The sequence below is a fragment of the Stenotrophomonas indicatrix genome (genome assembly GCA_041545745.1).
In the GTDB taxonomy this organism is placed as follows: Bacteria; Pseudomonadota; Gammaproteobacteria; order Xanthomonadales; family Xanthomonadaceae; genus Stenotrophomonas; species Stenotrophomonas indicatrix_A.
This window is the reverse complement of sequence record CP168152.1, coordinates 212692-232500: the sequence shown is the minus strand read 5'-3', so window position 1 is coordinate 232500 and position 19809 is coordinate 212692. Positions and strand designations below refer to the sequence as shown.

General features: G+C 67.1%; 19 protein-coding genes. 5 read left to right on the top strand and 14 right to left on the bottom strand.

Annotated elements, in window-relative coordinates:
* Positions 1-100: 100 nt before the first annotated feature.
* Both ACEF39_RS00995 and ACEF39_RS00990 read left to right on the top strand, forming a co-directional pair.
* Entirely contained in the window at positions 101-502 is a 402-nt protein-coding gene (locus ACEF39_RS00995; RefSeq protein WP_500286647.1) for a hypothetical protein, read from the top strand.
* A gap of 3 nt (positions 503-505) precedes the next feature.
* Positions 506-952: a hypothetical protein gene (locus ACEF39_RS00990; protein ID WP_025875822.1), complete on the top strand. Its 447-nt coding sequence runs from the start codon at positions 506-508 to the stop codon at positions 950-952.
* A gap of 181 nt (positions 953-1133) precedes the next feature.
* Here the strand turns inward: ACEF39_RS00990 and dcp are convergent, their stop codons facing one another.
* The 3 genes from dcp to arfB all read right to left on the bottom strand — a co-directional run bounded on the left by dcp (position 1134) and on the right by arfB (position 4440).
* Positions 1134-3290, bottom strand: a complete 2157-nt coding sequence (gene dcp, locus ACEF39_RS00985; RefSeq protein WP_500286646.1) for a peptidyl-dipeptidase Dcp — start codon at positions 3288-3290, stop codon at positions 1134-1136.
* 111 nt (positions 3291-3401) lie between these two features.
* Positions 3402-4004, bottom strand: coding sequence for a lysophospholipid acyltransferase family protein (locus ACEF39_RS00980; RefSeq protein ID WP_099819569.1), 603 nt, complete (start codon positions 4002-4004; stop codon positions 3402-3404).
* Positions 4005-4008: 4 nt separating this feature from the next.
* On the bottom strand, positions 4009-4440 hold the full coding sequence (arfB, locus tag ACEF39_RS00975; RefSeq protein WP_089241560.1) for an alternative ribosome rescue aminoacyl-tRNA hydrolase ArfB: 432 nt from the start codon (positions 4438-4440) through the stop codon (positions 4009-4011).
* Between the two features lie 134 nt (positions 4441-4574).
* Between arfB and ACEF39_RS00970 the strand changes: the two genes are divergently transcribed.
* Positions 4575-5093 carry a DUF2059 domain-containing protein gene (locus tag ACEF39_RS00970; protein ID WP_500286645.1) on the top strand — a complete coding sequence of 173 codons (519 nt, stop codon included), beginning with the start codon at positions 4575-4577 and terminating at the stop codon, positions 5091-5093.
* Positions 5094-5177: 84 nt separating this feature from the next.
* On the opposite strand, the gene ACEF39_RS00965 is transcribed toward ACEF39_RS00970, so the two are convergent.
* From ACEF39_RS00965 to ACEF39_RS00950, 4 genes are all read right to left on the bottom strand, one after another.
* The gene (locus tag ACEF39_RS00965) at positions 5178-5915 is read right to left on the bottom strand and encodes a pseudouridine synthase (protein WP_346586798.1); all 738 of its coding nucleotides are present in this window, start codon (positions 5913-5915) and stop codon (positions 5178-5180) included.
* A gap of 147 nt (positions 5916-6062) precedes the next feature.
* Positions 6063-6650, bottom strand: coding sequence for an O-methyltransferase (locus ACEF39_RS00960; RefSeq protein ID WP_500286644.1), 588 nt, complete (start codon positions 6648-6650; stop codon positions 6063-6065).
* Positions 6647-8302 carry a ubiquinone biosynthesis regulatory protein kinase UbiB gene (gene ubiB, locus ACEF39_RS00955; RefSeq protein ID WP_500286643.1) on the bottom strand — a complete coding sequence of 552 codons (1656 nt, stop codon included), beginning with the start codon at positions 8300-8302 and terminating at the stop codon, positions 6647-6649. The genes ACEF39_RS00960 and ubiB overlap by 4 nt, the downstream gene beginning before the upstream one ends.
* On the bottom strand, positions 8299-8934 hold the full coding sequence (locus ACEF39_RS00950; protein WP_500286642.1) for a ubiquinone biosynthesis accessory factor UbiJ: 636 nt from the start codon (positions 8932-8934) through the stop codon (positions 8299-8301). Before ACEF39_RS00950 ends, ubiB begins: the two co-directional genes overlap by 4 nt.
* A 399-nt stretch (positions 8935-9333) precedes the next feature.
* On the opposite strand from ACEF39_RS00950, the gene ddlA reads away from it, so the two are divergent.
* Positions 9334-10431 carry a D-alanine--D-alanine ligase gene (ddlA, locus tag ACEF39_RS00945; RefSeq protein ID WP_500286641.1) on the top strand — a complete coding sequence of 366 codons (1098 nt, stop codon included), beginning with the start codon at positions 9334-9336 and terminating at the stop codon, positions 10429-10431.
* Positions 10432-10517: 86 nt separating this feature from the next.
* Here ddlA and ACEF39_RS00940 read toward each other — a convergent pair whose 3' ends face one another.
* From ACEF39_RS00940 to oleC, 3 genes are all read right to left on the bottom strand, one after another.
* A complete protein-coding gene (locus tag ACEF39_RS00940; RefSeq protein WP_025875842.1) occupies positions 10518-10673 on the bottom strand; it encodes a DUF1328 domain-containing protein in 156 nt (51 codons plus the stop codon).
* A gap of 121 nt (positions 10674-10794) precedes the next feature.
* Positions 10795-11781, bottom strand: coding sequence for a 2-alkyl-3-oxoalkanoate reductase (oleD, locus tag ACEF39_RS00935; protein ID WP_089241578.1), 987 nt, complete (start codon positions 11779-11781; stop codon positions 10795-10797).
* On the bottom strand, positions 11778-13436 hold the full coding sequence (gene oleC / locus ACEF39_RS00930) for an olefin beta-lactone synthetase (protein ID WP_500286640.1): 1659 nt from the start codon (positions 13434-13436) through the stop codon (positions 11778-11780). Before oleC ends, oleD begins: the two co-directional genes overlap by 4 nt.
* Before the next feature lie 102 nt (positions 13437-13538).
* Between oleC and ACEF39_RS00925 the strand changes: the two genes are divergently transcribed.
* The gene (locus ACEF39_RS00925) at positions 13539-13964 is read left to right on the top strand and encodes a YkgJ family cysteine cluster protein (protein ID WP_025875849.1); all 426 of its coding nucleotides are present in this window, start codon (positions 13539-13541) and stop codon (positions 13962-13964) included.
* Positions 13965-14064: 100 nt separating this feature from the next.
* Here ACEF39_RS00925 and ACEF39_RS00920 read toward each other — a convergent pair whose 3' ends face one another.
* The 4 genes from ACEF39_RS00920 to ACEF39_RS00905 form a co-directional block, all read right to left on the bottom strand.
* The gene (locus ACEF39_RS00920) at positions 14065-14955 is read right to left on the bottom strand and encodes an alpha/beta fold hydrolase (protein WP_500286639.1); all 891 of its coding nucleotides are present in this window, start codon (positions 14953-14955) and stop codon (positions 14065-14067) included.
* Positions 14956-15080: 125 nt separating this feature from the next.
* Positions 15081-16097 (bottom strand): 3-oxoacyl-ACP synthase III, encoded by a 1017-nt coding sequence (locus tag ACEF39_RS00915; RefSeq protein ID WP_025875853.1) that lies wholly within the window; start codon positions 16095-16097, stop codon positions 15081-15083.
* A gap of 102 nt (positions 16098-16199) precedes the next feature.
* Positions 16200-16517, bottom strand: a complete 318-nt coding sequence (locus ACEF39_RS00910; protein ID WP_025875855.1) for a DUF4156 domain-containing protein — start codon at positions 16515-16517, stop codon at positions 16200-16202.
* A gap of 162 nt (positions 16518-16679) precedes the next feature.
* Positions 16680-19529, bottom strand: a complete 2850-nt coding sequence (locus ACEF39_RS00905; protein ID WP_500286638.1) for a M16 family metallopeptidase — start codon at positions 19527-19529, stop codon at positions 16680-16682.
* Between the last annotated feature and the right edge of the window lie 280 nt (positions 19530-19809).

Below are 19809 nucleotides of genomic sequence, written 5' to 3'. Positions count from 1 at the left end.
AGGTTTTACGCCCAGGCCCGGCACGGGGCATCGCACCTTTACGGCCACCACGCGCATCGTGTGCCTACCGCGCCGCAGGGCGCTTTGCGCAAGGTGTTGTATGACCCTCCTGGTGATCCGGCATGCGTCGCCGTCGGTGCCGCGTCCGCTGCTGCCGGCCGAGTTGTCCGGCCATCCGGTGCTGTGCACCGACTGCGCCAGCCTGGCCGATGTGCGCCAGTGCCTGTGCCAGCCGCAGGCGCGCAGCGCGGACTGGGTGCTGCTTGATGTCGGCGTCGCCGACGAAGCGCAATGGCGCGCCGAGGGCGGTGCGCTGCAGGCGGCGCTGGACGGTCTGCCGGCGGAGTACATCGAACTGCAGTCGCCGCATCAGCCCGGCCTGGAAACACGCCTGCGCCTGCAGCACGGCCCGGCTGCCGTGGTGGTCGACCAACGCAGCCAGCAGGCGGGCTATCCGCTGTCATTGGCCATCGTCAGCCGTCGCCTGGCACGGGAGGGCTGAGCCATGTCGATCTTCATCATCCGTGGCCCGGAAGCGGCTGGCGCGTTGATCCGCACCGCCGCGCCGCTGCCGGCGCCGGTACTGAAATCACTGGTGCACCGTGCGATCGATGCAGGTACCAGCGTGGCAATCCGCGCCTGCGGTTCGGAACAGGAACTGCTGGACGCGCTGCGCGTGGCCGACCACAGCCGTGGCGAGGTGACGCTGCTGGATCCGGGCGCGTGTGCCGACAGCCTGCGCCTGCAGCGGCTGCTGCCCTACCTGCACAACGCGTACGTGGAGGTGCATGACGACGGCGCGGTGGCCGAGCCGTGCCTGCCGGCTGGCGTTGGCCAGCGCCTGGGGATCGCGGCCGGATATGGTGCGCAGAGCTATGTGCTGGCGCTGGATATCGCGCTGGATCACCTGGGGTTGGCCGAGCAGGCGAACCGGGTGCATGTAGGGACGTGATGGCCGGGCTGCGGCCGGCACCCGGTAGTGCCGGCCGCTGGCCGGCAACCTCAACAGCAACAGCCAAAGCCGGTTTCCTGTGGGATGGCGGGGTGGGTCCGCCTTATCTGTCGAGGGCATCGACGCAAAAAAAACGGCGGGGTCGCCCCCGCCGCTTTTTCTTTCGTACTTCAGGCCGCGCTTACTTCAGGCCGCGGAACTTCAACAGCGGTTCCACCGACGGATCCTTGCCGCGGAAATCGCGGTACAGGGTCGACAGCTCCACGCTGTTGCCGCGCGAGAGGATCTTGTCGCGGAATTCCTGGCCGTTGGCGGCGGTCAGGCCACCGTGTTCGGTGAACCACTGGTAGGCGTCATGGTCCAGCACTTCCGCCCAGAAGTAGGCGTAGTAGCCGGCCGAGTAACCGCCACCCCAGATGTGGTCGAAGTAGGTGGTGCGGTAACGCGGCGGCACCTGCGGCAGGTCGACCTTGAACTTCTTCAGCGCGCTGGCTTCGAAGGCGCCGACATCCTGCAGCGGGGCATCGGCCTTCTGCGTGTGCCAGGCCAGGTCGAGCAGTGCGGCCGACAGGTACTCGGTGGTCGCGTAGCCCTGGTTGAAGCTGCGTGCCTTGAGGATCTTGTCGACCAGTTCCTGCGGCATCGCTTCGCCGGTCTTGTAGTGCTTGGCGTAGTTGGCGAACACCTTCGGGTCCAGCGCCCAGTGCTCGTTGAACTGCGACGGGAACTCGACGAAATCGCGCGAGGTGGCGGTGCCGGCGATCGACGGATACTTCACGTTCGAGAACATGCCGTGCAATGCATGGCCGAACTCATGGAACATCGTGGTGACATCGTCGAAGCTGATCAGCGCAGGCTGGCCAGCGGCCGGCTTGGTGAAGTTGCAGACGTTGTAGACCACCGGCTTGGCACCGGTCAGGCCGTCCTGTTCGACGAACACGTCCATCCAGGCGCCGCCGGACTTGCTGTCACGCTTGAAGTAGTCGGTGTAGAACAGGGCCAGCGAAGTGCCGTCCTTGTCGAACACTTCGTACACCTTCATGTCCGGGTTGTAGGTCGGAATGTCGGTGCGCGGCTTGAAGGTGATGCCGTACAGCTGGGTGGCGGCGTAGAAGACGCCGTTCTGCAGCACGTTGTCCAGCTCGAAATACGGCTTGATCTGCGACTCGTCCAGATCGTACTTGGCCTTGCGCACCTGCTCGGCGTAGAAGTCCCAATCCGAGGCGGCTACCTGGAAACCGCCCTTCTGGGCGTCGATCACCTTCTGGATCTCACCGGCTTCGGCGCGGGCCTTGGCGGTGGCGGCCGGCACGGTGTCGGTCAGCAGCTTGAGTGCGGCGGCCGGGGTCTTGGCCATCTGGTCGCCCAGCTGGTAGTCGGCGAAGGTGTCAAAGCCGAGCAGCTTGGCCTTCTGCGCACGCAGCTGGGCCAGGCGCTGCACGGTCTGCCGGGTGTCATTGGCATCGCCGCGCTCGGCGCGGGTTTCCGAAGCCTTCAGCACGGCGGCGCGCTGGTCGCGGTCGGTCAGCGAACCGAGCACCGGCTGCTGGGTGGTGTTCTGCAGCGGCAGCAGGAACTTGCCATCCAGCTTGCGGTCCTTGGCAGCGGCGGCGGCATTGTTGACCGCGCCCTCGTCCAGGCCGGCCAGCTTGGCCTTGTCGTCCACCACCACCGCGGCAGCGGCGGTTGCCGCCACCAGACGGGTGTGGAACTGGGTGGACAGCGTGGTTTCTTCCACGTTGAGCTTGCGCAGGCTCGCCTTGTCGGCGTCGGACAGCTGTGCGCCCGAGCGCACCAGGCCGTCGTAGTAATGCTCGACCAGGCGCTTCTGCACCGGATCCAGGCCCAGCGTCTCGCGCTGGTCGTACAGCGACTTCACGCGCGCGAACAGCTTCGGATCGAGGTTGATCTCGTCCTGGTGCGCGGCCAGCTTCGGCGCCACTTCTTCCTGGATCTTCTGGCGGGCATCGTTGGTATCGGCCTGGACCAGGCCGAAGAAGATGCGCGACACGCGGGTCAGGGTCTCGCCGCTGCGCTCCATCGCCACGATGGTGTTGTCGAAGGTGGCCGGTTCGGCGCTGTCGGCGATCTTGCGCACGTCGGCCAGATGCAGGCGCATGCCTTCTTCGAAGGCCGGCAGGTAATCGCTGTCCTTGATCTTGTCGAACGGCGGTGCCTGGAACGGCAGGCTGCTGGCGGTCAGCAGCGGGTTGGTGGAGGCTTCGGCCGGCTGCTGGGCCGGTGCATTCTGGGCTTCGGACACGGGGGTGGACTCCTTGCCGGAACAGGCCGCCAGCGCCAGGCTGATGGCGGCGGCCAGGACTACGGTACGCGACATGTAAAACGCTCCTTGGGCAGACGGTACGGGATGGCAGCCGTCCACCCTACTCCTGTCACGGGCGCCCGGCATGTGCCGGACGTGGCGTCTACGCTGCCGGCAGCGATCGGCTCAGACCGTGCCGCGGGTCTTGCCGATCCACGGCCGGTAGAACTCGCGGATGGCGGCCATGTCGGCGGCGTCATCGCCGGTCGGCGTGAACACCGGACCGATGCCGATGATCTTCTCCGGGTAGTGGAAGTACGCCGCCAGGATCGGCACGTCGGCCATCCGCGCGATCTTCAGGAAACCGGCCTTCCATTCCTTGACGGCCTTGCGGGTGCCTTCAGGGGTGATCGCGAACCACATCTTCTCGTTGTCGCGCAGCAGATCCACGGCCTGGCCGACGGTGCCCTGCGGCGAGCTGCGATCGAGCGGGATCACGCCCAGCTTGTGCAGCAGCGGACCCAGCGGCCACCAGAACAGCGAGGCCTTGCCCAGCACCTTCACCTTCATGCCCAGCGCGATCTTCGCCGCCATGCCCCACAGGCCGTCCCAGTTGGAGGAATGCGGGGCGATGATGAACACCAGCCTCGGGATGTCCGGCAGGGTGCCGGTCACCTTCCAGCCGCCCATGCGCAACGTGCAGCGCGCCAGCCAGCGCAGGAAACGGTTGGGTCTGACCTGCGGCATGTTCGGCGGAATGGCCGGCAGCAACGGCGTCGGGTTGTTCAAGCAATCACTCCCAGTCACGTGATGAGCGCCCGCGCTTGATCTGCGCGCGCCCGCGTTTGGCGTCCAGACGACGCAGTTTCGACCCGAAGGTCGGCTTGGTGGCCTTGCGTGGTTTGGGCACGCTCAGCCCGGCCTGGATGAAGGCCGCCAGCCGCTCGCGCGCATCCTCGCGATTGCGATCCTGGGTCCGGAAACGTTGCGCGTCGATGACCAGCACACCTTCGCCGGTCATTCGCCGGTCGCGCCGCGCCAACAGGCGCTCGCGCAACGGTTCGGGCAACGAGGGCGAACCGGCCACATCGAAACGCAGTTCCACCGCGGTGGAGACCTTGTTGACGTTCTGGCCACCGGCACCACTGGCGCGCACGAAACGCTCGACGATCTCGCCGTCGGGGATTTCAAGCTGCGCGCTGATGGTGACCGGTCCATTGCCCATCCGCGCATTGTAGCGGCAGGCGCGTTGCCGTGGCTGCCATCGCGCACCGTATGCCGCCGATCAGGCACCGAACACGCCGCCTTCGCCTTTGCCGGGGGTATGCTTGCCGTCCCGTGTACTGCAGGACGCTCCGCATGATCCGCTTCGTTCCCTCCGTGTTGCACCGCGCAACCCTGCTGCTGGTGCTGGCCGCAGCAAGCGCGCCGGTGCTGGCCGCAGCCCCCACCGATGGCGACATCAACCGCCTGCTGTCGGCCTCGCGTGCGCAGAGCATGATCGACACCATGCTGCCGCAGATCGAAGCGATGCAGCAGCAGCAGTTCCAGCAGGTGGCCGCACAGCGCCAGCTCAATGACCAGCAGCAGGAACAGCTGCAGCGCATCCAGGCCCGTACCAGCCAGACCCTGCGCCAGGCACTGTCGTGGCAGCAGCTGCGGCCGATGTACGTGGACCTGTACAAGAAGACCTTCAGCAAGGAAGACGTGCTGGCCATGGCCGAGTTCTACGAGAGCCCGGCTGGGCAGAGCCTGCTCGACAAGACCCCGGCACTGATGCAGAACGTGATGGTGGCGATCCAGACGCGCATGCAGCCGCTGTTCGCAGATCTGCAGAAGGATCTGGAAGTGATCGTCAACGAGCCTGAAAAGAAGTGAGGCGGTAGCGCCGGGCCATGCCCGGCGAGCGCGAAGCGCGGCCGTTTCATCGCAGAAGCCGCCGGGCATGGCCCGGCGCTACCGCTACGGCACCTGCCAGCCGAACAGGTCCAGCGCCTTCTGGAATTCACCATCAACCGGGGCGCGCACGTCCACCGTGCCGCCATCCGGATGCGGGAAGCGCAGCCGCTCGGCATGCAGCAGCATGCGGTGCACACCCTGCATGCGGAAGTTGCGGTTGTGCCGGCCATCACCATGGCTGGTATCGCCGATCAGGTGATGTGACAGGTGCTTCAGATGTCGGCGGATCTGCCGGAAGCGCCCCGTCTGCGGCTGGCAGCGCAGCAGCGCGTAGCGCGAACTGGCGAACTCACCCACCGGCACCGACAGTTCGCCGGCAGCCAGACGCTGGAAGTCGGTGACCGCCGGCTTCTTCACCGGCTTGCCCGGACCGCCGTCCAGATCATGGTCGACCTGCCAGGTCTCCTCGGCCGGCCAGCCGCGGCAGATCGCCAGATAATCCTTGCTCACCTCGCCGCCCATCAGCGCCTTGCCCAGCATGCTGGCGGCGTCGCGGTCGAAAGCCAGCAGCAGGCAGCCGCTGGTGGCGCGATCCAGACGATGGACCAGGAAGATCGGCCGACCCAGCTGCTCGCGCAGGCGATCGGCGAGGAAATCATCTTCGCCACGGGCCAGCTTGCTGTCGTGGACCATCAGCCCGGCCGGCTTGTTGACCACGGCCAGCCGTTCATCCAGGTGCAGCAGCTGCAGGGGCGCGGTTTCAATCTCGACCGCAGCGAGGGTGTCAGGTTCGGTACTCACCGCGCGATTATCCGGATGGCACGCTGAATAGGGTAGTGCCGGCCGCTGGCCGGCAACGTTGGGGTCACACGATGAAAGCGATTGCCGGCCAGCGGCCGGCACTACCGGAGCAGGCGAGCGGCCGGCCGTTGGCGGGGCGACGCCAGGTCAGGCGCTACGCAGCGCCAGCAGCTCGCCATTGCCCATCGGCACCAGACTGGTGGTGAACGCCGCATCGACAGCCAGCAGCGCGCGCAGCGGCTCCATCTGCTCTGCATGCGAGGTGGCGTTGTCGACCACCAGCAGACCCCCGGGACGCAGTACACGGCGCAGCTGCGGCCACCAGCCTGCGTACTGCGCGCGATCCGAATCCAGGAACAGCAGGTCGATGCAGCCATCGGCCGCCTGCGCCAGCCACGGCCCGGCATCAGCGTGGACCAGGTCGATGCGCTCACCCAATCCACTGCGGGCGAAATTCGCGCGGGCCATCGCCACCTTGTCGGCGGCGAACTCCAGCGTGGTCACCCTGCCATCAATGGCAGCGGCGGCCTCGGCCAGCCACAACGTGGAATAGCCATTGGACGTGCCGATCTCCAGCACGCGACGGGCATTGCCGAATCGCACCAGCACCGACAGCAGTTCACCGGTATCGGCGGTGATGTTCAGCATGCGCCGGCCACGCTCGGTTTCGCGCGCATCGTTGTCGCTGCCGAACTGCGCGAGCTCGTGTTTGAGCGCGCTCAGCGCATCACTCATCGCCACCACGCGCGTGCCAGTGCGAACACGCCAACCGCACCGGACACCCAGCTCCACGCCGGCACCTCGCCCCAGTACCAGCCCGGCGGCTGCAGCACGTACATCAATGCGGCGATCGCCAGCAGGCCGACGCCGGTGATCGCACCGACCGCATGCTTCTGCAAGCGCTGCACGCTGGCGTCCAGCGCAACCAGATCACGCGAGCGCATCGCCAGTTCATGGCGACCTTCCACCTGCTGGGTCAGCCAGGCGTGCACCAGGCGCGGCATGTCCGGCGCATGGGTCATGATTTCCGGCAGGCGCTTGCCGATCTCGCGCACGACACGGCGCGGGCTGTAGCGCTCGCGCAGGATCTTCGCCAGCACCGGCTTGGCCACCGCCCAGATGTCGATCTGTGGATCGAGCTGGCGACCGACGCCTTCGATGTTGAGCAGGGTCTTCTGCAGCAGGATCAGCTGCGGCTGCAGCGTCAACTGGTAGCGCTGGGCCACGCGGAACAGCTTCATCAGCACTTCGGCCAGCGAGATCTGCGACAGCGGGCGGGTGAAGTACGGCTCGCACACCGAACGCACTGCCGCTTCCAGATCATCGATGCGTACGTTGTCGGGCATCCAGCGCGCCTGCACGTGCAGTTCGGCGATGCGGCGGTAGTCGCGGTTGAAGATGGCCATGAAATTCTCGGCCAGGTAGTACTGATCTTCCTGCGAGAGCTGGCCCATGATGCCGAAGTCCAGCGCGATGAAGCGCGGGTTGTCGCGGCGTGCCGGATCGATGTCGACCCAGATGTTGCCGGCGTGCGCGTCGGCATGGAAGAAGTTGTCGCGGAACACCTGGGTGTAGAACACCCGCACGCCCTTGGCGGCCAGCGCCTTGCGGTCGATGCCGGCTTTGTCCAGCGCGGCGATGTCATCGGAGGGAATGCCCCACACGCGCTCCAGGGTCAGTGCACGCTCGGCGGTATGACTCCAGATCACTTCCGGCACGTACAGGTCGTCGGAGTTCTCCCAGAAACGGCGCAGCACGCTGGCATTGGCGCCTTCGCGCTGCAGGTCCAGCTCGGCCGCCAGGGTGTTCTCCACCTCGGCGACCACTTCGCGCGGGCGGATCTTGTCGGCGCGCGGATGCGTGCGTTCGACCAGCGTTGCCAACGAGTTGAGCAAGGCGATGTCGGCGTCGATCTGCTTCTCGATACCTGGGCGCAGCACCTTGACCACCACCTGGCGACCGTCGGCCAGGGTGGCCGCGTGCACCTGCGCGATCGACGCCGAGGCCAGCGGCTCGGTATCGAAACTGGCAAAGGCTTCGCTGACCGGCAGGCCGAGTGCTTCCTCGACGATGCGGCGCGCCGCGTCACCGTCGAAGGGCTTGACCCGGTCCTGCAGCAGGGTCAGCTCATTGGCCACGTCCGGCGGCACCAGGTCGCGGCGGGTGGACAGGATCTGCCCGAACTTGACGAAGATCGGCCCCAGGTCCTGCAGCGCCAGGCGCAGGCGCGCACCGCGCGACTGTGCGGCGATGTCGGCCGATGCGCGCGGCACGAACGGCTTGGCCAGACGCAGCCAGCGCTCTGCAGGCGTGTCCTGCAGCAGATCGTCGAGGCGGTAACGCAGGATCACCCGGCCAATGCGGCTGGCCCGCAGCAGCGCCTTCATGCGGCACCCCGCAGGCGCTGCACGCGTGCGCCGAGGCGCTCGACATCATCGCGCAGCACGTCCACGTCATCGTGGAAGGCATCCAGTTCGGCACGTGGCACCACGTCGCGCGATTCCTCGGTGATGAATTCAGCGGCGCTGTGCGCCAGATCGATCGCGCCCTGGCGGGCGTGCTGCAGGGCGCTGCGCAGGGTGTTGGCCACCTGCACGCCCAGCACGTCGCCGAACACGCTGACGAACGGCTGCTGCCAGTCCGGGTCGAAGCCTTTGGCCAGCTGCTGCAGGCGGCGCGCCAGCTCGGCGTCGCCGGCCACGCGTACGCGGCCCTTGCCATTGTCAGCGCCTTGGCGGGCGCGCGCCAGCAGCGGCAGCTGCGCCAGCACGCCGGCCAGGCTGCTGCGCACGGCCAGGTCGGCTTCCTGTGCATCCACCGGGCCCACCCGCAACTGGCTGCCGTCGACGCTGATGCGCATCGCCAGCGGCGGTGCGTCCAGGGTCAGGTCGATATGGCGACCGTCGAGGCTGGCCAGTGCATGGCGGGTATCCGGATCCAGCGCCAGCGCGCGGTTCAGGGCGATCTGCAGCGCGCGGCCAGCGACCGGCTTGAGGGACTTGAGCAGGGAAAGAGCCATGTGCGCATTCTACCTGCGTGGGTGGTGAGCTTGGGCCGGGCTGCCGCCCGGCACCCGCAGATGCAAGGTCAACGTCAGAAGCAGTCTGCTGAGGGAGTCGGGGTGGGAGGGGCAGGCGGGACACGCCGTAAACCCATCCATGGGGGCTCGTAGGCGCCATCCATGGCGCCTGCGATCCCGCCTGCCCCTCCCACCCCGACTTCGACAGTTCTCCGCGATCTGTCGGAACGGCACGGGGTCGGCTGCTGTTGGTGGGTGTCGACCCTGGTCGACACGGTAGATCCAGGCCATGCGTGGATGACACGCGCGACTGGATTTCTGGTTCATCTGTGCCTCACGCGGAAGGCCGATGAAGGTTCATGCTATGCAGCCACGCAACGCACAGGACATCGCACTTCCATGGCACGGACCCGGGTCGGCATCATCTTCGGTGGCAGGTCTTCCGAACACGAAGTTTCGCTGCAGTCGGCGAAGAACATTCTCGATGCGCTCGATCGGGAGCGCTTCGAGCCGGTGCTGGTCGGCATCGACAAGCAGGGCCAGTGGCACCTGAGCCAGCCGGACACCTTCCTGCTCAATGCGGATGATCCGGCGCGCATCGCCCTGCATGCTTCCGGTACCGCGCTGGCGGTGTTGCCTGGCACCGAGCAGGCGCAGCTGCAGCCGACCGATGCGGGCAGCGCGCTGGGGCAGATCGATGTGGTGTTGCCGATCGTGCACGGCCCGCTGGGCGAGGACGGTGCGCTGCAGGGGCTGCTGCGCATGGCCAACCTGCCCTTCGTCGGCTCGCCGGTGCTGGGCTCGGCGGTGGCCATGGACAAGGACGTGACCAAGCGCCTGCTGCGTGATGCGGGCCTGCAGGTGGCACCGTGGGTGTGCATCCGTCGCCATGAAGCCGGTGCGGTCGATGTCGCGGCGCTGATCGAAGCGCTTGGCCTGCCGCTGTTCGTCAAGCCGGCCAACCAGGGCTCATCGGTGGGCGTGAGCAAGGTCAAGGATGCAGAGGGTTTCGCCGAGGCATTGCAGACCGCGCTGCGCTACGACCACAAGGTCCTGGTGGAATCGGCCGTGGTCGGCCGCGAGATCGAATGTGCGGTGCTCGGCAATGAGCGGCCGCAGGCCAGCGTCTGTGGCGAGGTCGTACTGCACGACGAGTTCTACGCCTACGACACCAAGTACATCAACGAAGACGGAGCTGAAGTGGTGGTGCCGGCCGCAATCGATGCGGCAACGCAGGCACGTATCCAGCAGATCGCGTTGCAGGCCTATCAGGCGCTGGAGTGCGCTGGCATGGCACGGGTCGATGTGTTCCTTACCGCCGATGGCCAGATCGTCATCAACGAAGTGAACACACTGCCGGGCTTCACCCGCATCAGCATGTATCCGAAGTTGTGGGGTGCCAGTGGCGTGGACTACACCACGCTGATCACGCGCCTGATCGAACTGGCGCTGGAACGGCACCAGGCCGATCGCGGGCTGCATAGCGCGGTGCGGTAACAGCCCGCTGGTAGTGCCGGCCGCTGGCCGGCAACCCGGTAACTGTCGAGGTTGCCGGCCAGCGGCCGGCACTACCATTCAAGCGATCATGTGCGCTTGCGGAACATCGAGATCACGGCCAGCACCAGGAACACCACGAACAGGATCCAGGCGATGTTGCTGGCGGCGCCGGCAATGCCGGAGAAGCCGAGCACGGCGGCGATGATGGCGATGACAAAGAAGATGACGGCGTAATGCAGCATGGTGCTCCTCGCAGGTGGTCGGCCGTGGGTGGCGTTGTGTCCATCCTGCGCATCTGCCGGTGTGCAACCGGTGATGGCGATCTCTGTGCGTAATGAAGGCTTCAGCGCGGTGATGCCAACGTCATGATGCAGCCTTCAGCCGTCGCAGTCCTTCTTCGATGCTGACCTGCGGCACGTAGCCGAAATCACGGCGTGCCGGTTCCATGCTGTACCAGTGCGGCGTGCACAGCTGCTCGGCCAGGAAGCGCGTCAGCGGCGGCTCGCCACGCAGGCGCAGCAGCGGCCACAGCCGCTCGCAGATCGCGCCGATGCGATACGCCGTCTTGAAGCTGATCGCCTTGTCCACGGTGGGAGCACCCACCGCCTGCAGCAGCTTGTTGACCAGCTCGCGCATCGGCAGCGGCTCGCCATTGGAAATGAAGTACGCCTTGCCGGCGCAGGCCGCGCCCGGTGCCAGCGCCTCGAAGGCGAGGAAATGCGCCAGCGCGGCATTGTCGATGTAAGTGGTATCGACCTTGTTGTTGCCATCGCCCACCAGGCGCAGGCGGCCAGCGCGTGCACGCTCGGCCAGGCGCGGCACCAGCTGCTGGTCACCCGGGCCCCAGATCAACCGCGGACGCAATGCCACGGTTGCCAGGGTCGCATCGTTGGCGGCCAGCACCCGCTGTTCGGCAATGGCCTTGGTCGCTGCATACGGCGCCTGGAAGTCCTCGCCATAGGGGACTTCGTCCGCACCCAGTCCTTCCACCGGGTGCGTGGCACGATGGGTCACGCTTGGCGTGGAGGTGTAGACCAGCTTGCCGATGCCATGGGCGCGGCAGGCCGCGATGACGTTGTCGGTACCGACCACGTTGGCCTGGTGGTAGCTGTCATAGCTGCCCCAGGCACCGGCCTTGGCACCGTTGTGGAACACCGCATCGACGCCGGCCACTGCATGCAGCACCGCCTGCGGGTCGGCCAGGTCGCCGCGGATCTGGCCCACGCCCAGCGCCTGCAGTTCCGGGTAATGGCTGCGGTTGAACGCCAGCACCTGGTGGCCACGTTCGACCAGGCCACGGCACAGCGCCTGGCCAAGGAAACCACCACCACCGGTGACCAGGATCTTCATGCGCGCTTCTCCAGTTCGGCGCGTGCCCAGACGGCGAGCTTCTCGCGGCCGATCTTGGCGTTGTGACGGATATCGACGGGGAACGCCGGATGCATCAGCACGTGTTCCAGCTTCAGCTCGGGCAGCCGCGCGGCGGCCGTGGCATGCAGCGCCTCGCGCAAGGCAGGGCTGTCGGACTGGCCACGCTGCAGCTCCACGCACAGCACCGGCACCTGCGCACCGGCTGCGCCGACGCCGACCAGCGCCGTGCGTGCCACCCCGGGCACGGCGTTGAACACCGGCTCGACCTGTTCGGTGTACAGCGGCCCGTACGCGGTTTCCACGCGATGGGTCTTGCGGCCACAGAACCACAGCCGCCCCTGCGCATCGAAGTAGCCGACATCACCCATGCGATGCACGATGCGGACGCTGCCATCGGCCAGGGTTTCGCTGATCTTCGCCGCCGCCGTCGCCTGCGGACGGTTGAAGTAGCTGTCGGTGGCGGTCGGCCCGGCCACGGTGATCTCGCCGACTTCGCCCACGGCCAGCACGCGCGCCTGCGACCAGTCCGGCAGCGGCGCGTCGTCGATGGCGATGATGCGTACCTCGTTCGGTGCGACCACGCTGCCGACGCAGGTGCCGGCGCCGCCCTCGGTGGCCGCGCGCGTACGCTCCAGCTCACGCCCCTCGACCACCGCCACCGGCAGGCACTCGGTGGCGCCATACGGTGTCCAGAACTGGGCATCGGCCGGCAGCAGACTGCGGATGGTGGCGACCACGTCCGGCGGCACCGGCGCACCGGCGGAGGTCACCCGGGTCACCGACGGCAGCGGCCGCCCATGCCGCGCCAGCACCCGCATCAGCGCAGGCGAGCCGAACAGCTGGGTCACCCCGAAACGCTGGATGGCGTCATGCAGGCGCGCCGGGTCGGCCTGTGCCGGCCGGGTCGGATCCATGTCCGGAATCACCGAGGTCAGGCCCAGCGCGGGATCGAACAGGGCAAACGGCGGGAAGGTCGGCAGATCCACCCCACCCGCCTCCATGCCGAATGCGCTGCCCAGCAGCTCGATCTGGCCGACGAAGTGGCGGTGGCGGTAAACCACGCCCTTGGGCACGCCGGTGGAGCCGCTGGTGAACAGGATCGCTGCCGTGTCCTCGCCATCGGTATCGGCCAGCATCGCGCCGCTGTTGGCGCCGGCACGCTCCAGTGCGGCCAGGGTGGTACCGCCCCAGCCCAGGCGGCGGCCGACCGTGACCAGGCGGGTCGCCGAAGGTGCCCAGCGCAGCGCCAGCCGTGCCACGTGGGCCAGCGGGATGCCGATGAAGGCCTGCGGCTGTGCCTCGTCCAGGCACTGCTTCAGCGCGCGCTTGTCGATGCCCGGATCGACCAGCACCGGCACCGCGCCCAGCTTGAACAGGGCGAACATCAACAGGAAGAACTCCGGCGACGGCCGCACCATCACCACCGTACGCACCCCGCGGCCGATCCCGTAGCCGGACAGGCCGGCCGCCATCGCATCGCTGCGGGCGTCCAGCTGGCGGTAATCGAGGGTCACGTCGTAGGCCGCCATGCCGTTGCCGGCGCCGCGGCGGCCCGGGCAGCGGATGGCGATCTGGTCGGGGCGTTCACGCGCCAGCTCGGGCAGCCGCGCGGCGATGTTGCAGGATCGGTTCATCCGTTCATTGTCGCCGCTTACGGAATTTCTTGCGCGGCGGCCGCCAGCGTGGAAAATCCGCATCCTCGTCCCTTTCCCGATGCCGCCCGAGGCGGCTTGCCCATGCAACATCCCTGCATGACCTGCGGCGCCTGCTGCACCCAGTACCGCGTGGCCTTCCACTGGATGGAATCGGACGAGGTCACCCCCGGCGGCGTGCCGCACCAGCTCACCGAGGTCCTCGACCCGCATCGCCTGTGCATGCGCGGCACCCATTCCAAGCCGGTGCGCTGCGTGGCGCTGGATGCGCAGATCGGCGTCTATTCGCGCTGCACGATCCACCCCAACCGGCCCAGCGTGTGCCGCGAAGTGGATGCGTCATGGGAGTACGGCAAGGCCAGCCCGCAGTGCGACAAGGCGCGCATCGCCTATGGCCTGGATCCGCTGACCCTGGCCGACTGGCGCTGGCGCGATGGCGCGGACAACGACGACGACCACCCCGACGACAACGGCAACAGCCCCTCGCCACAGGCCCCGATCGCGGCGTAGTGGTAGTGCCGGCCGCTGGCCGGCAACCTCATGAACCCGGCGCGCATTGCGCGCTTGCCGGCCAGCGGCCGGCACTACCGGGATCCGACCCCGGATCCGGTTACATCGGGTTCGCGTCCAGGAACGCCCGGATCTCCGGCACCAGCACTTCATGCTTGTCTTCCAGCACGTAGTGGCCGGCATCCTCGAAGGCATGCACCTGCGCCTTCGGCAACGCCGCCTGGAAGCCCTTCAGGAAATGGTGGTCGAACACGAAATCGCGCAGGCCCCAGCCGAGGAAGGCCGGACGATCGGCGAACGACGGCAGCGCCTTGCCGGCGCGCTCCAGCAGTGACCACGCCTTGTCGGCCGGCGACAGCGGGATGTCCTGCATGAAGCGGATGGTGCTGATGCGGTTGGCGTAGCTGTTGTACGGCGACACGTAGGCGCGACGCACATCGGCCGGCATCTTCCGCTCCACGCCCAGCCACGATGCACCGGAGGAGAACGCATTGAAGGTGCGGATGATCCACTCGCCGATCTTCCAGTGCCGCCCCAGCGCGATCTGCCACGGCATCTTCTTCGCCGCCGGCATCGGGAACGCGGCGGTGTTGAGCACCACCAGGCGCTTGACCTGGTCGTGGTGCGACAGCGCCCAGCCGAAACCGATCATGCCGCCCCAGTCGTGCACGGCCAGGGTCACCGGGCCGGTGATGCCCAGATGCTTCAGCAGCGCATCCAGATCATCCACGCGCGACTGCAGCGTGTATTCGTAGCGGCTGTCGTCGGGCTTGTCCGACAGGCCCATGCCGATATGGTCCGGCACGATGCAGCGGTAGCGGTCCGACAGGCCGGCCACCAGCGTGCGCCAGTAATAGCTCCACGACGGGTTGCCGTGCACCATCACCACCACTTCGCCATCGCGCGGGCCTTCGTCGAGATAGTTCATCGACAGGCCGGGGCGAACCTCGAAACGTTGCGGGTGGGCGGGGTAACCGGGAAGCTGGGACATCGGATCGCACCTGTAGAAAGGGCCGGTAGAACCGGCCCTTGGACACTTGGAAACATCATCGCTGTCCGTCGCGAGCGATTGGCTGGCACGTGCGGACGGCGCGCAGCAGGTCAGCGGTGACTTTTTTACCAGACCACTTCGGCCATCGAGCAGTTCAGGCCCGAGCCGATGCCCAGAAGCGCGATGCGATCGCCCTTCTTCAGCTTGCCCAGCTGCTTGAGCTTGCTCAGCACGATCGGCACCGAGGCCGGACCGATGTTGCCGTGCTCACCGAAGATGGTCATGACCTTCTTCGGGTCGATGCCGAAATTCTTGATGAACGCCGCGGTGTGCGGCTGGCTGACCTGGTGGATGACAAACTGGTCCAGCTCTTCCACGGCCCAGCCCAGTGCGATCTTGGCGGCGGTGAAGGTCTTCTGGGCCAGCTTGATGCCCTCGATCAGCAGCATGCGGGTGTCGGTGACCATGCGGTCCAGGTTGCCCAGGCACAGCTGGTTCCACTCGGTGGCCGAGCGGGTCACGCCACCCTTGTAGCGCGGTGCGTCGGGCACCAGCTCCGAACGGGCCATCACCATCGCGGCCGCACCGGAACCGGTGGTCAGCGCCGCCAGCTCGTTGCGGAAGTCGTCGGCGGTGACGTCCGGCGCGGTCATCCGCTCCAGGGTCTTTTCGTACACCAGGTTGGCGGTCTCGCCATCCACCACCAGCGCGTAGTCGATCTCACCGCGCTCGAGCATGCGCGCCGCGATGTCCATGCCGTTGATGAAGGCCAGGCAGGCATTGGCGACGTCGAAGGTCATGCACTCGTCGCTGACGCCGAGGTTGCCGGACACGATGGACGCGGTGGACGGCTCCAGGTAGTCACGGCTGACCGAGGTGTTGATCAACAGGCCCACCTGCGTCGCATCGATGCCTGCGTCTTCCAGTGCCTTGCGGCCGGCCATGGTGGCCGCATCGGACGCCAGGACACCGTTGTCCCACAGGCGGCGCGCGTGGATGCCGGCGATGTCACCGAGGACATCGGTACGGATACCAAGGCGATCCAGCGTCGGCTGCAGCCGTTCGTTGATTTCCTTGGTCGTCAGCGTGTGCGGCGCATCAACGTGAGCCAGGCCGGCAATCGAGACATTCTTGAAGAGCATCGAGGTTAGCGCCAAGGCTCAGGCAAAGGGGGCGCTATTCTATAACCCCCCGGGCCTTCACCGCATCTTTACGAATTCAGCCTTGGCCGTATGGTGAAGGATTCAGCGCGGCGGGCACTGGAAAGCGGCGAAGCGCTGGCTGCCATCGGCCGGGGCCGCAGCGGCCTGCACGGCGTTGGCGCCGGTGGTCGGGGCTTCATTGCGGGCCAGGGTTTCCAGCTCTTCCTGCACGCGCAGCGGGTTGCGGTTGTAGAAGCCGACCTTGCTCTTCACGGTCACCACCACTTCGCCCTTGGAGATGCAGCCCGCCGGTACCGGGCCTGCCGGCAGCACGCGGGTCGCCTTGCCGGCCGGTTCGATCGGCACCCAGGTACAGGCGGTGACGGTGAGCAACAGGGACGACAGCAGCAGAACGCGCATGGGCAGGATCCTGGAAGGGAATGACAGGAGTGTGCCTGAACCGTCTGAATCAGGGATAGCCGGGGCGGGGTCGGATCCCCCGCAGGGGGCTCTGACCCCAGAGCACGACGGGGTCGGAGCCCTCCCGAGGGGAGGGATCCGACCCCTGGCCGGCGCATTGCCTTATTTCTTGACCGGGTTGCCTTCGGCATCGATCACGGTCACTTCGCCCAGGTTCAAGGCGCGTACGGCCGCTTCGGTCTGCTTGAGATCACCCACCACCACCCAGGTCAGCGCCTGCGGCTTGATCTCCGCCGCCGCCTGCTGCACCTGTGCCGGGGTCATCGCTTCGATCTCGGCCTTGCGGCGCAGCACGTAGTCGTCCGGGCGCTTGAACTGCACGATCGTGCCGATGGTCGAGGCCACCGCGCTGGCGGTCTCGTAGGCGCCGGGCAGGCTCAGGGTCTGGATGTTGCGGATGCGGTTGACCTCGGCCTCGGTGGCCGGCTTGCTGCCATCGGCAAATGCAGCGATCTCCTTGCGCATTTCCGCCATGGCCGGGCCGGTCTTGTCGATCTGCACCGGTGCCATCGCCATCCACGGGCGCTGGCCCACGGTGTTGCTGGCGCTGGTGCGGGCGCCGTAGGACCAGTGCTTGTCCTCGCGCAGGTTCATGTTCAGGCGCGAGGTGAAGTCGCCACCGATCACACCGTTGGCGATGTCGAAGCGGGTCGAGCTGGCGTCGCTGGACGGCGGCACGACCTGGCCGGCGAACAGGTTGGCCTGCACCGCGCCCGGCTGGTCGATCAGGAACACGCGCGGGCTCTTCGGCAGCGCCACGGCGGTGGTGGCCTTGATCGTCGGCGCATCACCGGTGGCCTTCCAGTCGCCCAGCTGCTTGTCCAGCAGCGGCACGATTTCGGCCAGGGTGGTATCGCCGACCACGATCAGGGTGCCGTCCTGCGGACGCAGCCAGTCGCGGTGGAAGTCGACCAGGTCCTCGCGGCCCAGGCTGCTGATCGCCGCTTCGTCACCGCTGCCGGTGAACGGGATCGCATAGGGGTGGCCCTTGCCGTACAGCAGCGGCGGCAGCACGCGCATCGCCACCGCACCCGGGTTGACCTTCTCCTGCTGGATGCCGGCGATCCAGGTCGCCTTGACCCGGTCGATCTCGCTCTGCTCGAAGCGCGGCTCGCGCAGCAGGCTGGCATACAGCGCCAGCGACGGCACCAGGTTCTCCTTCAGCGCGGACAGTTCCACGTCCACCGAATCCAGGCCGGCGGACGCATCGAGGTCCGCACCCAGCGCGTCGGCTGCATCGGCGAAGGCCAGCGAGCCCAGCTTGCCGGCGCCTTCGGTCATCAGGCTCATGGTGAAGTTGGCGGTGCCCGGCTTGCGCCCCTGGTCAGCGGTGAAGCCGCCCGGGAACTGGTAGCTGAACTGCACCACCGGAATTTCATGGCGTTCGGCCAGTACCACCTGGGTGCCGTTCTTCAGCGTGGCGCGCTGCAGTGCCGGGAACTTCAACTGCGGGAATTCGCGGGTCTGCGGCACGCCGGCCTTGCGGTCCACCTGCTCGGGCAGGGTGCTGTACCTGCTGTCCACCGCCGGCACGTTGAACGGCTTCGGCGCCTGCGAGGGATCTTCCTTCAGCGCAACGCGTTCACCCGGCTCGACCACCAGGGTGTGGCTGCCCTTGTCCAGCCACTGCGCGCCCAGGCGCTTGAGGTCGGCAGCGGTGGCCTTGTCGATGTTGGCCAGCGAGGTGCGGAAACAGCCCGGGTCGCCGGTGTAGACCGTGCATTCGGCCAGCGCGTCGGCCTTGCCGCCGAAGCCGCCGATGCGCTCGATGCCGCGGATGAAACCGGCACGGGAGCCGGTCTTGGCGCGTGCCAGCTCTTCGGCGGTCGGGCCCTCCTTGAGCAGGCGCTCGATTTCCTCATCGATGATCTTTTCGACCTTGGCCGGATCCTGGCCCTGCTTCACCGTGGCCATCACCATGAAGTTGGAACCCAGCTGCGAGGCGTAGGCGCCGGCGCTGATGTTGTCCACCAGCTTGTCCTGGTGCTGCAGGCGCTGGCTCAGGCGCGAAGACTTGGCGCCGCCGAGCACATAGGCCAGCAGCTGCAGCTGGTCGACGTCGGTGGTGCCAACCTGGGCCACGTTCCAGGCGCGGTAGATGCGCGCCTGCGGCACCTTGTCGGTCATCACCTCGCGGGTGTCGGCCGGGCGCTTGGCCACGTCCACCTTCGGCTGCGCCATGCTCGGGCCGGCCGGGATGCTGCCGAAGTACTTGGCGGCCTTTTCCTTGGCGGTGGCCAGATCGATGTCACCGGCCAGCACCAGCACCGCGTTGTTCGGGCCGTACCAGGTGCGGAACCAGGTCTTGACGTCATCCAGCGAGGCGGCATTGAGATCGTTCATCGAGCCGATCACGCTGTGGTGGTACGGATGGCCCACCGGATACAGCGCGCGGTTGAGCTGTTCCCACACCTGGCCATAGGGCTGGTTCTCGCCCTGGCGCTTCTCGTTCTGCACCACGCCACGCTGCTCGTCGAGCGCGGCCTGGTCGATCGCGCCGACCAGATGGCCCATGCGGTCCGACTCCATCCACAGCGCCATGTCCAGCGCGGTGGTCGGCACGTTCTCGAAGTAATTGGTGCGGTCGGTATTGGTGGTGCCGTTCTGGCCGGTGGCGCCCACCTGCTTGAAGGGCTCGAAGTACTCGCCGTCGTGGTTCTCGCTGCTCTGGAACATCAGGTGTTCAAACAGATGCGCGAAGCCGGTACGGCCGGCGGGCTCGTCCTTGCTGCCAACGTGATACCAGATGTTGACCGCAACGATCGGTGCCTTGCGATCGGTATGCACCACCACCCGCAGGCCGTTGGGCAGGGTGAACTGCTCGAACGGGATGTCGACCTTGCTGGTCGCGGCCGGCTTGGCCGCCAGCGCGTAGGTCGGCGCGAGCGTGCCGAGAGCAGTACTGAGAGCAACAGCGAGCAGCGCGGCGCGCGGGCGCAGGGTGAGCGACATATCCGGGTCCTTGGTCACATAGGTGAATCCCGATCCTAGCGCGGGCGTGCGGCCACCGGTATCGGCCACCAGTCACTGGGGGTGATTGGCCGCATCGGCCATCGCGATCGACTTTTCGGGGTCACGAACCGCGGTGATTCACGTCCGGACAGTGTCCGCAGCCCCCCGAATGGACAGGTGTCCGCCCTGCGGACACTTTCGGCGAGCCATAAAACCCTTATGAATCAATGATTAAAAGTTGGCACGGGGATTGCTCTGTCCTTCCTGCGCCAGCAAGGGC